This window comes from Kitasatospora sp. NPDC048662 (assembly GCF_055587065.1).
Window position 1 is genome coordinate 1 of sequence record NZ_JBVJHA010000021.1, and the last position, 11,705, is coordinate 11,705.

An 11,705-nucleotide genomic window follows, 5' to 3' on the forward strand; every position below is an offset into this window, starting at 1 on the left:
CTGGCCGGGGATGTCAACATATCTGGCGTTGACTTTTGGCACGCTGTTGAGTTCTCAAGGAACGGACACTTCCTTCGAGCCGCATTCCTGCGAACCCTCCGGGCGCTTCGTTCTTTCGTGTTTCCAGCTTATCAGATGTTTTCCGCTCCGTTTTCCGGAGTTTCATTCATTCCGATTTGCTTTGGCCTTTCGGCGCTCCCGAACTCTATCAGAGTTTCTCGGCCTGTTTTCCCCGCCCCATTCGAACGAATTCGAATCCGGAGCGAAGCCGCACGACCGTGGGGCAACCCGGAGAACGTTACGCACCGGGCTGCCCCAGGTCAAATCAGGTCGGTCAGACCTCGACGACGACCGGGAGGATCATCGGGCGGCGCCGGTAGTTGTCGGCGACCCACTTGCCGATGGTCCGGCGGACCAGCTGCTGGACCTGACGGACCTCCAGGACGCCTTCCCCGGCGGAGCGGGTGAGGGCTTCCTCCAGCTTGCCGGCGATGGACGCGAACGCGCTGTCGTCGATGCCGGAGCCGCGGGCCTGGATGGTCGGGCCGCTGACGATCTTGCCGTTGGTGGAGTCGACCACCACGAAGACCGAGATGAAGCCCTCTTCGCCGAGGATCCGGCGGTCCTTGAGCGAGGCCTCGGTGATGTCGCCGACCGAGGAGCCGTCCACGTAGACGTAGCCGGCCTGGACCTTGCCGGCGATCCGGGCGACGCCCTTCTCCAGGTCGACGCAGATGCCGTCCTCGGCGATGACCACGCGGTTTCGCGGGACGCCGGTGGCGATGCCGAGGTCGGCGGCGGCACGCAGGTGGCGCCATTCGCCGTGGACCGGCATCAGGTTCTTCGGCTTGCAGATGTTGAAGAAGTACAGGAGTTCACCGGCCGAGGCATGGCCCGAGACGTGCACCTTCGCGTTGCCCTTGTGGACAACCTTGGCGCCCCAGCGGGTGAGGCCGTTGATGACCCGGTAGACGGCGTTCTCGTTGCCGGGGATCAGCGAGGAGGCGAGGACGACGGTGTCGCCCTCGACGATGCGGATCTGGTGGTCGCGGTTGGCCATCCGGGACAGCGCGGCCATCGGCTCGCCCTGGGAGCCGGTGCAGATCAGCACCACCTCCTTGTCGGGGAGGTCGTCGAGGGTCTTGACGTCGACGATCAGGTTGCCGGGGACCTTCAGGTAGCCGAGGTCGCGGGCGATGCCCATGTTGCGGACCATCGAGCGGCCGACGAAGGCGACCTTGCGCCGGTACTCGTGCGCGGCGTCCAGGACCTGCTGGATGCGGTGCACGTGGCTGGCGAAGGAGGCGACGATGATGCGCTTCTCCGCGTTGGCGAAGACGTTGCGCAGCGCGGCGGAGATGTCGCGCTCGTGCGGGATGAAGCCGGGGACCTCGGCGTTGGTGGAGTCCACCAGGAGGAGGTCCATGCCCTCTTCGGCCAGCTTGGCGAAGGTCGGCAGGTCGGTGAGGCGGCCGTCCAGCGGGAGCTGGTCCATCTTGAAGTCGCCGGTGGCGACGACCATGCCCGCGGGGGTGCGGACGGCGACGGCCAGGGCGTCGGGGATGGAGTGGTTGACCGCGATGAACTGGCAGTCGAAGGGGCCGATCCGCTCGCGGTCGCCCTCGGCGACCTCCAGGACGTAGGGGCGGATGCGGTGTTCGGCGAGCTTGGCCTCGATCAGGGCGAGGGTGAGCTTGGAGCCGATCAGCGGGATGTCCGGGTTCTCCCGGAGGAGGTAGGGGACGGCGCCGATGTGGTCCTCGTGGCCGTGGGTCAGGATGATGCCGTCGATCTTGTCGAGGCGGTCCCGGATGTAGCTGAAGTCGGGGAGGATCAGGTCGACGCCGGGCTGCTCGTCCTCGGGGAAGAGCACGCCGCAGTCGATGATCAGGATGCGGTCGCCGTACTCGAGGACCGTCATGTTGCGGCCGATCTCGCCGAGACCGCCCAGCGGGGTGATGCGGAGGGCGCCCTCCTTGAGAGCGGGGGGAGCGCCGAGTTCGGGGTGCGGGTGGCTCAAAAGACTCTCCTCACGACGCACGCCATATGCCCGGAGGGTTCTTCCCCCGGTGGCATATGGCGTGCGTCCATCGTGGTTACCTGACTGCCGATTGCCGCGCGCCGTCGGTCCCGGTCCAGCGGCGGACCCGGTGGGGGTCCGGCGAGCCGGGGGCGCGCACGTCTGTTGTTGGTTACAGGTGTACCCCGCCGGCGGCGAGATCCTCCTTCAGCCGGGCGATCTCCGCGTCCGTGGCGGAGACCAGGGGCAGCCGGAGCGGGCCGGCCGGGTGTCCCTGCAGGTTCAACGCAGCCTTGGAGAGGATCACTCCCTGGGTGCGGAAGATACCGGTGTAGACCGGCAGCAGCGACTGGTGGACGGCGAGCGCCTTGGCGTGGTCGCCGGCGACGAAGGCCTCGATCATGGCACGCATCTCGGCGGCGACCACGTGGCCGACCACGCTGACCACGCCGACGGCTCCGACCGAGAGCAGCGGCAGGGTCAGGTTGTCGTCGCCGGAGTACCAGGCGAGGCCGGTGTCGGCGATGGCGCGGGCGGCTGCGGCGACGTCGCCCTTGGCGTCCTTGTTGGCGACGATCCGCGGGTGCTCGCCGAGGCGGACCAGGGTGTCGTGTTCGAGGGCGACGGCGGCGCGGCCGGGGATGTCGTACAGCATCACCGGCAGTTCGGTGGCGTCGGCGATCGCGACGGTGTGCAGGTACAGGCCCTCCTGCGGCGGCTTGCTGTAGTACGGGGTGACCGCGAGCAGGCCGTGGGCGCCGGCGGCCTGCGCCTGGCGGGCGAGTTCGACGCTGTGGTGGGTGTTGTTGGTGCCGACGCCGGCGATGACGTGGGCGCGGTCTCCGACCGCCTCGACCACGGCCCGGACCAGCTGGGCCTTCTCCGCGTCGGTGGTGGTGGGCGACTCGCCGGTGGTGCCGTTGAGCACCAGGCCGTCGTTTCCGGAGTCCACCAGATGGGCGGCGAGGCGCTGGGCGCCGTCGAGGTCGAGCTCGCCTTCGGCGGTGAACGGGGTGACCATCGCGGTCAGGACCCGGCCGAAGGGCGTCTGCGGTGTGGAGGTCGGAGCCATGGGTCCAAAGCTACTCGTAGGGCGGTGGTCGATCGCCACGCAGGTCCAGGGTTTGGACAGTCCTGAGGGCCGCGGGCCGGGCCCGACATGGGATTCCGGTGCTGCGCGCTCGGGGGTTCACGCAGCACCGGAATCCGTGCCCCGAGCGTATGGAGCGGCCGAGAACGCCGCAATCCGGGCATCTCGGGCGGGTCCGGCCATCTGCCCGTCCACGCAGGTCAGCGGCCGGTTCACGGCCGCCCGCGGAAGGCCGCACGGGTGAGCACGGCCGGGCCGGGATCCGACGGTCCGTCAGACCCCGGCCAGGGGGTCGGGCGTCAGACCTTGCGCCAGCCGGGGACCCAGGCGCCGTCCTCGACGGTGTAGTCGCCGAACAGCGAGGGCGCCTCCTTGACCATCAGCTCGCCGATCTTGCCGAACAGCAGCCGGATCTCCTCCTCGGCGCCCGGCGCGGTGCGGTTCTCGATGACGTGGCGCAGGGTGCGCACGTTCGCCGTCCAGACCAGGCCGGTGGCCAGGCCCTCGGGGGCGAAGCGGCGCATGAAGGAGGTCTTCTCCTTCTTCTCGTGGAACTTGACGCCCTCCTCGTCCAGCCCGAAGTGGTCGGCCATCCAGTGCTGGAACTCCTCGATCTGCTGCATGAGACCGGTGGCGCGGCTCATCAGCTCCTCGTCCCGCTGCGCCCACTCGGGGAACCAGAACGGGATGTCGTCGAGGCGGACGAAGCGCAGCGACTCCTGGGAGACCGCGACGCCGGCCCGGTGGCGGACCAGCTCGTGGGTGACCACCCGGCTGACGTTGTGCAGCACGAAGGTGAAGGAGACGTGCTCCAGCACCGAGCCGTGCGCGCTGGCCAGGATGTTCTTCAGGTAGACGTCCTGGTCGGTGCGGACCTTGGTGACGTTCGGGTTGAGGCCCGGCTTCCACGAGCGGTAGCAGATCCGGCCGGCGAACTCGGCGAGGTTCTGGGCGTCGTCCAGGTCGCCGCGGTCGACTCGCTCCAGCCAGCTCTCGCCGCCGACGTCCTGCAGGTAGGCCGCGACCTCGTCGTAGTCGAGCTCGGGGCGGGCGATCAGGTGGACCTGGGGTTCGACTGCGCGCATGGGTGATGTCCTGGCTGTTGGGGGCGGTACAGGTCAGTTTACGGCGGTGGCCGCGGCGTCCCGGCCATGCAGCTTGATCGCGTGCTGCATGGCCTTGCGGGCGCGCGGGACGTCGCCGGCGTCCGCGTAGGCGACGGCGAGCCGGAAGAAGTTCCGCCAGTCGGTGGGGTCGGCCTCGGCCTCGCGCTTGCGACGGGCGAACACCGCGTCGGCGGAGGCCCGGTCGATCCGGCCGCCGCCGGTGCGCTTGAGCTCGTCCACGGGCAGGCCGCCCTCGGCCTCCAGCTGGCGGGCGAGCCGCTCGCTGGCCCGGCCGAAGCGGATGGTCTGGCGGAGGAACCAGAGCCCGATCACCGGGATGACGAAGGCGCACACGCCGATGCCGATGCCCAGCGGCTTGCCGGTGGCGACGAGCTGCACGCCCTCCCCGACGCAGACCGCGCTGACCAGCAGCAGGATGCCGGAGAGGACGAAGAAACCGGTGCGAGAGGTCATGTCACAGGTCCAGGAAGTGTTCCAGGCCGAAGGTCAGGCCCGGGTGGTCGGCGATCTTCCGCACGCCGAGCAGGATGCCGGGCATGAAGCTGCTGTGGTGCATCGAGTCGTGCCGGATCGTCAGCGTCTCGCCGGTGTCGCCGAACATCACCTGCTGGTGGGCGAGCAGGCCGCGCAGCCGCACCGCGTGCACCGGGACGCCGTCCACGTCGGCGCCGCGGGCGCCGGGCAGGCTGTGCGTGGTCGGGTCCTGCTGCGGGGGCAGGCCGGCCTCCGCGCGGGCGGCGGCGATCAGCTGCGCGGTGCGGGTGGCGGTGCCGGACGGGGCGTCGGCCTTGCGGTCGTGGTGGAGTTCGACCACCTCGACGGACTCGAAGTACTTGGCCGCCAGCTGGGAGAACTTCATGCCGAGGATCGCGCCGATGGAGAAGTTCGGGGCGATCAGCAGGCCGAGCTCGGGGGCCTCGGCGAGCAGACCGCGGACGGTCTCCAGGCGCTCCTCGGTCCAGCCGGTGGTGCCGGTCACCACGTGGATGCCGTTGCGCAGGCAATGGTCGAGGTTGCCCATCACCGAGTCGGGGTGGGTGAGTTCGACCGCGACATCGACCCCGGCCTCGCCGAGTTCGGTGAGCTCGGAGCCACGGCCGAGGGCGGCCACCAGCTCCATGCCGTCGGCGGCCTCCACGGCCTTGACGGCCTCGGAGCCGATCCGGCCCTTGGCGCCGATCACGGCGACGCGCAGCGTCATGTCAGTTGTCCTCTCGGGCGGTTCAGGCGAGCAGGTCGGCCAGCTTGGCGGCCCGGCGGTCGTTGACCGGGCCGATCAGCGCGAGCGAGGGCCGGTGCGCCCCCAGCACATCACGGGCGACGGCGTGCACGTCGTCCAGGGTGACCTCGGCCATCTTGCGCAGCATCTCGTCCACCGACAGGTGGTGGCCGTAGGAGAGTTCGGCCTTGCCGATGCGGTTCATCAGCGAGCCGGTGTCCTCCATGCCGAGCACGGTGGAGCCGGAGATCTGGCCGATCGCACGGCGCAGTTCCTCCTCGGTGATGCCTTCCTCGACGACCCGGGCGAGTTCCTCGCGGCAGATCTTCAGCACCTCCTCGACCCGCTTGGGCTGGCAGCCGGCGTAGATGCCGAACAGACCGGTGTCGGCGTAGGAGGAGGAGTACGAGTACACCGAGTACGCCAGGCCGCGCTTCTCCCGGACCTCCTGGAACAGCCGGGAGCTCATGCCGCCGCCGAGGGCCGCGTTGAGCACGCCCAGCGCCCAGCGGCGCTCGTCGTGGCGCGGGATGCCGGGGACGCCGAGCACCAGGTGGGCCTGCTCGGTGGGGCGGTTGAGGACGGCGGCCTTGCCGGAGGTGCGGACCGCCTTGACGCCGCGCCGGACCTCGGCGGGGTGGCCCTTGGACTTGGCCAGCACCGGCGCGAACGCCTTCTCCACCAGCTTGACCACCTTGGCGTGGTCGAGGTTGCCGGCCGCGGCGACCACCAGGTTCTCCGGCTTGTACCGGCGGTGGTAGAAGCCGGCGATCTGGTCGCGGCTCAGGCCGGACACCGTCTCCTGGGTGCCCAGGATCGGGCGGCCGAGCGGGCCGGTCCCGAAGATCACCTTGGCGAACAGGTCGTGCACCACGTCGCCCGGGTCGTCCTCGGCCATCGCCATCTCTTCCAGGATGACGCCGCGCTCGGACTCCACGTCCTCGGGGCGGACCAGCGAGCCGGTGAGCATGTCGCACACCACGTCGATGGCCAGCGGCAGGTCGGTGTCCAGGACCCGCGCGTAGTAGCAGGTGTTCTCCTTGGCGGTGAACGCGTTCATCTCGCCGCCGACCGCGTCCAGCGCGGCGGAGATCTCCAGCGCGTCGCGCCGGGCGGTGCCCTTGAAGAGCAGGTGCTCCAGGTAGTGCGTGGCGCCGTTCAGCACCGGGGTCTCGTCCCGGGAGCCGACGCCGACCCAGATGCCGAAGGTGGCGCTGCGCACCGTCGGGAGGGTCTCGGTGACGACCCGCAGGCCGCCGGGGAGCACGGTGCGGCGGACGGTGCCCGCGCCGCCTTCGGTGCCCTTGAGCAGGGTCCGGGTAGTGCCGGGGCGCTGCTTCGCCGCCGAGGCCTGGGCCACGGGTGTTCCTTCCAACTACTGCTTCACGAGGGGAGCTTCACGAACAGGGCGCGGCCCGCACGCGCCGATCGGGGCGTGCGGGCCGCAGGGTGTTACCGGGGTGTCACTCGGAGGCGGCGGCCTCGCCGCCCTCCTCGCCCTCGATGACGGGGATCAGCGACAGCTTGCCGCGCGGGTCGATCTCGGCGATCTCGACCTGCACCTTGGTGCCGACGCCGAGCACGTCCTCGACGTTCTCGACGCGCTTGCCGCCGGCCAGCTTGCGGATCTGCGAGATGTGCAGCAGACCGTCCTTGCCCGGCATGAGCGAGACGAAGGCGCCGAAGGTGGTGGTCTTCACCACGGTGCCCAGGTAGCGCTCGCCGACCTCCGGCATGGTCGGGTTGGCGATCTGGTTGATCGTCGAGCGGGCGGCCTCGGCGGCCGGGCCGTCGGCGGCACCGATGTAGATGGTGCCGTCGTCCTCGATGGTGATCTCGGCGCCGGTGTCCTCCTGGATCTGGTTGATCATCTTGCCCTTGGGGCCGATGACCTCGCCGATCTTGTCCACCGGGATCTTGATGGTGATGATCCGCGGCGCGTTCGGGGACATCTCGTCGGGCGAGTCGATGGCCTCGTTCATCACGTCGAGGATGTGCAGGCGGGCGTCCCGGGCCTGCTTCAGCGCGGCGGCCAGCACGGAGGCCGGGATGCCGTCGAGCTTGGTGTCCAGCTGCAGGGCGGTGATGAAGTTGCGGGTACCGGCGACCTTGAAGTCCATGTCGCCGTACGCGTCCTCGGCGCCGAGGATGTCGGTGAGCGTCACGTAGTGGGTCTCACCGTCGATCTCCTGCGAGATCAGACCCATGGCGATGCCGGCGACGGCGGCCTTCAGCGGCACACCGGCGTTCAGCAGCGACATGGTGGAGGCGCAGACCGAGCCCATCGAGGTGGAGCCGTTGGAGCCCAGCGCCTCGGAGACCTGGCGGATCGCGTAGGGGAACTCCTCGCGGGTCGGCAGGACCGGGAGGATCGCGCGCTCGGCAAGGGCGCCGTGGCCGATCTCGCGGCGCTTCGGCGAACCGACGCGGCCGGTCTCACCGACCGAGTACGGCGGGAAGTTGTAGTTGTGCATGTAGCGCCGACGGGTCTCCGGGGAGAGCGTGTCGAGCTGCTGCTCCATGCGCAGCATGTTCAGCGTGGTGACACCCAGGATCTGGGTCTCGCCGCGCTCGAACAGGGCGGAGCCGTGCACCCGCGGGATGGCCTCGACCTCGGCGGCCAGGGTGCGGATGTCGGTGACGCCGCGGCCGTCGATGCGGACCTTGTCCTTGATGACGCGCTCGCGGACGATCTTCTTGGTCAGCGCGTTGTAGGCGCCGCTGATCTCCTTCTCGCGGCCCTCGAACTCCGGGAGCAGCTTGTCGGCGGCGACGGCCTTGATGCGGTCCAGCTCGTTCTGGCGCTCCTGCTTGCCGGCGATGGTCAGCGCCTTGGCCAGCTCGTCCTTGACGGCGGCGGTCAGCGCGGCCAGCACGTCGTCCTGGTAGTCCAGGAAGCGCGGGAACTCGCCGGTCGGCTTGGCGGCCTGCTTGGCGAGCTGGGCCTGGGCGGCGCACAGCACCTTGATGAACGGCTTCGCGGCCTCCAGGCCGGAGGCGACGACCTCCTCGGTGGGGGCCTCGGCGCCGCCCTCGACCAGCTTGATGGTCTTGTCGGTGGCCTCGGCCTCGACCATCATGATCGCGACGTCGCCGTCCGGCAGGACGCGACCGGCGACGACCATGTCGAAGACGGCCGACTCCAGCTCGGAGTGGGTCGGGAAGGCCACCCACTGGCCCTTGATCAGCGCGACGCGGACGCCGCCGATCGGGCCGGAGAACGGCAGGCCGGCCAGCTGGGTGGAGGCGGAGGCCGCGTTGATGGCCACCACGTCGTACAGGTGGTCGGGGTTGAGCGCCATGACGGTGACGACGACCTGGACCTCGTTGCGCAGGCCCTTGACGAAGGACGGGCGCAGCGGGCGGTCGATCAGGCGGCAGGTGAGGATCGCGTCCTCGGACGGCCGGCCCTCACGGCGGAAGAACGAGCCGGGGATGCGGCCGGCGGCGTACATCCGCTCCTCGACGTCCACCGTCAGCGGGAAGAAGTCGAAGTGCTCCTTGGGCTGCTTCGAGGCGCTGGTGGCCGACAGCACCATGGTGTCGTCGTCCAGGTAGGCCACGGCGGAGCCGGCGGCCTGACGGGCCAGGCGGCCGGTCTCGAAGCGGATGGTGCGGGTGCCGAAGCTGCCGTTGTCGATGACGGCCTCGGCGTAGAAAACGTTCTCTTCCACCTGGAAGATCTCCTCTTTCGTACGTCTCCCCAGGAGCGCCCCTGCGCGTGCCTGCCGTGGCCCGGGCAGTTGGGCCGGTCTTCGATCGAAGCCACCGGGTCCGTCCCCGCGTGTCGGGGGTCCCGGCGGCCACTACCGAGGACCGGCGCCTTTCGGCGTGCGGCGGTCGGCGTGTGGACGCTCCTGCGGTGCGGGCGGCTTCCGTTTGAAGCCTTGGTCGGCCCGCAAGGGCGGGCATGCCCTTTACCTTACAAATTCACACCCTATCGAGCGCGGCTTTACGGCCGGGCTGTTCGCGGGGTGCGGTCGCGAGGTGGCGCGGAAAGCGCCGAGGGGCGGCTCCCCCGGTGAGGGGAGCCGCCCCTACGAGCGGTGTCAGCGGGCGCCGCCGGCGGCACCGCGGCGGATGCCGAGGCGGTCCACCAGGGTACGGAAGCGCTCGATGTCCTTCTTGGCCAGGTACTGCAGCAGGCGGCGGCGCTGGCCGACCAGGATCAGCAGGCCACGACGCGAGTGGTGGTCGTGCTTGTGGAACTTCAGGTGCTCGGTCAGGTCCGAGATGCGGCGGGAGAGCATGGCCACCTGAACCTCGGGAGAGCCGGTGTCGCCCTCCTTCTGGCCGAACTCGGCGATGATCTGCTTCTTGACGTCAGCGGCGAGGGCCACGGGCATCTCCTTCGGTGTTGGCCGAGCGGTCCTGGTCGAAGGCACAGGACCTGACAGAACTCGGACGGATCAACGATACCAGCGCGGCTCAGCCGGTCGCGCCGCGCACCACGTTGTAGATGTTGAGCACGGCCAGCGCCAGCGGCACCAGGGCGATCAGCATCAGGCTGTCGACCATGTCCAGGATGCGGCCCCAGAACGGGGACACTCCGGAGCGGGGGACGATCAGCGCGATCGCGATCATGATCGCGGCGCCGGCCGCGATGGACGTGGACAGCCACACGGTGCGCAGGTCGCCGCCGTCGCCGCCGGTGGCCGCGGCCATCGCCAGGTGCATCGGGGTGTGCAGGGCGAGGCCCAGGATCAGCAGCGCCAGGCCGGCCAGGCCGGCGATGGTGAGCGCGAACACCTGGGCGGTGTAGCGGAACAGCCGGGCGCGCAGCATGGTCGTGACGCCGATGGCCAGGGCCAGCAGTTCGGCCCAGGTGCGGTCGCTGAAGCCGAGCACGGTGCAGGCGCCGACGATGGTGGTGGCGGCGCCGCCGACCAGGCCGACCAGCACCTCGTGGCCGCGGCGGGCCTGGGCGGCGATCCGCTCGTACTGGACGGTCTCGGCGCTGGTGTTCTCCTCGCCGTAGGCGGTGCCGCGGGTGCGGGCCTGGCCGGGGGCGCTGAAGCCGACGGGCAGGCGGGCGAACCGGGCGGACAGCGCGGGCAGGAAGCCGATCGCGGCGACCGCGGCGACGCCGGTGACGGCGGCGATGTCGGTGATCGCGGTGCCGGACATCAGCACGGCGGCGAAGGTGGCCAGGGTGCCGGCGGCGGCGACGAAGGCGGCGGCGACGAACACCGAGTCCTTCTCCGGCAGCAGGCCGACCAGCAGGACGGCGACCACCAGCACGGCGACGCAGCCGACCAGGAACTGGAGCCGGCCGGGGCCGTCGCCGAGGTGCGGGACGTCGATGATGCCGGAGCCGGCCAGCATGGCGTGCGGCAGCGCGCCGAGGCCGAGCGCGAGCGCGGCGACGTGGTCCTCGTAGACCCGGGCGCGGACGGCGGCGAAGGTCACCAGCACGACGGCGGTGACGCCGGCCAGGATGCCCGGCAGGCCGAACATGTTGTGCCGCAGGTCGGAGAACCACAGCGCGAACGCCAGCAGGGTGAGCAGCACCGTGCCGGCGATCAGGCCGAAGGCCCGCATCAGGTCGGGGCTCCAGAACCGGCGGTCGGCCTCGACCGCGGAGGCGATGGCGTCGGCGACGTCGTCGTAGACGGCCGGCGGCAGCGACTCGGAGAACGGGCGCAGGCTCAACAGGTCGCCGTCGCGGACCTGTTGGGCCGCCAGCGGAAGTCCGCTGTCGAGCACGGTGCCGTCCCGCCGCACCAGATGGAACCCGGTCGGCGTTCCGTCCACCTGGGTCTGCCCGGAGAGCCGCAGCACTTCCGGGTAGATGTCGGCGAGCGGGACGTCCTCCGGCAGGGCGACGTCGATCCGGCTGTCCGGTGCCACCACGGTGACCCGGCAGAAACCGGTCGTAGCGTTTGTGCTCACCGGCCCTCTCCCCCTCGTTGGCTGTGTCGGCAAGTCTGCTGACCACTCGTCGACCGGCTCCGGAACTGTCACGGCCCGAACGAGAGTTGGCGCGGCGTCACCTTACCCCCTCCGCGCAAGGGTGCACCGCGTCGGGGGCGTGGAGGAGGTGTGGGCGGCGCATGCGGATGGAGGCGGTGCGCAGGAGCGCCGGGGGTTGTGTGTTGACGCCGGATCAGTACCCTGCGGGTGGGCGACCCCGTGGACGAACGGCTTGCCCAGCGCAGTAGGATCGGCCCCTGCGCACGGCGTACGGGGGCGGCGATCGAACGCGACAGCCCCGCGCGCCTGCGGTTCGGCGGAGCGGGGGCGGCGTCA

The 11,705-nt window shown here is 70.4% G+C and carries 9 protein-coding genes; all 9 read right to left on the reverse strand.

The window, feature by feature from the left end:
- Window positions 1–334: 334 nt before the first annotated feature.
- A complete protein-coding gene (locus ACZ6R9_RS32645; RefSeq protein WP_380488334.1) occupies window positions 335–2,020 on the reverse strand; it encodes a ribonuclease J in 1,686 nt (561 codons plus the stop codon).
- A gap of 172 nt (window positions 2,021–2,192) precedes the next feature.
- Window positions 2,193–3,092 (reverse strand): 4-hydroxy-tetrahydrodipicolinate synthase, encoded by a 900-nt coding sequence (gene dapA, locus ACZ6R9_RS32650; protein WP_465542315.1) that lies wholly within the window; start codon window positions 3,090–3,092, stop codon window positions 2,193–2,195.
- 317 nt (window positions 3,093–3,409) lie between these two features.
- Window positions 3,410–4,195, reverse strand: a complete 786-nt coding sequence (gene thyX, locus ACZ6R9_RS32655) for an FAD-dependent thymidylate synthase (RefSeq protein WP_380488332.1) — start codon at window positions 4,193–4,195, stop codon at window positions 3,410–3,412.
- A 33-nt stretch (window positions 4,196–4,228) separates the two neighbouring features.
- Window positions 4,229–4,690: a tetratricopeptide repeat protein gene (locus ACZ6R9_RS32660; protein ID WP_380488331.1), complete on the reverse strand. Its 462-nt coding sequence runs from the start codon at window positions 4,688–4,690 to the stop codon at window positions 4,229–4,231.
- Window position 4,691: 1 nt separating this feature from the next.
- The gene (gene dapB / locus ACZ6R9_RS32665) at window positions 4,692–5,438 is read right to left on the reverse strand and encodes a 4-hydroxy-tetrahydrodipicolinate reductase (protein ID WP_465542318.1); all 747 of its coding nucleotides are present in this window, start codon (window positions 5,436–5,438) and stop codon (window positions 4,692–4,694) included.
- 22 nt (window positions 5,439–5,460) lie between these two features.
- The gene (locus ACZ6R9_RS32670) at window positions 5,461–6,816 is read right to left on the reverse strand and encodes a M16 family metallopeptidase (protein ID WP_380488329.1); all 1,356 of its coding nucleotides are present in this window, start codon (window positions 6,814–6,816) and stop codon (window positions 5,461–5,463) included.
- A gap of 103 nt (window positions 6,817–6,919) precedes the next feature.
- Window positions 6,920–9,130 (reverse strand): polyribonucleotide nucleotidyltransferase, encoded by a 2,211-nt coding sequence (locus ACZ6R9_RS32675; protein ID WP_380488328.1) that lies wholly within the window; start codon window positions 9,128–9,130, stop codon window positions 6,920–6,922.
- Window positions 9,131–9,505: 375 nt separating this feature from the next.
- Complete coding sequence (rpsO, locus tag ACZ6R9_RS32680) at window positions 9,506–9,796, reverse strand: 30S ribosomal protein S15 (protein ID WP_030462697.1); 291 nt, start codon at window positions 9,794–9,796, stop codon at window positions 9,506–9,508.
- Window positions 9,797–9,884: 88 nt separating this feature from the next.
- Window positions 9,885–11,348 (reverse strand): type VII secretion integral membrane protein EccD, encoded by a 1,464-nt coding sequence (gene eccD, locus ACZ6R9_RS32685; protein ID WP_465542321.1) that lies wholly within the window; start codon window positions 11,346–11,348, stop codon window positions 9,885–9,887.
- Window positions 11,349–11,705: the final 357 nt, after the last annotated feature.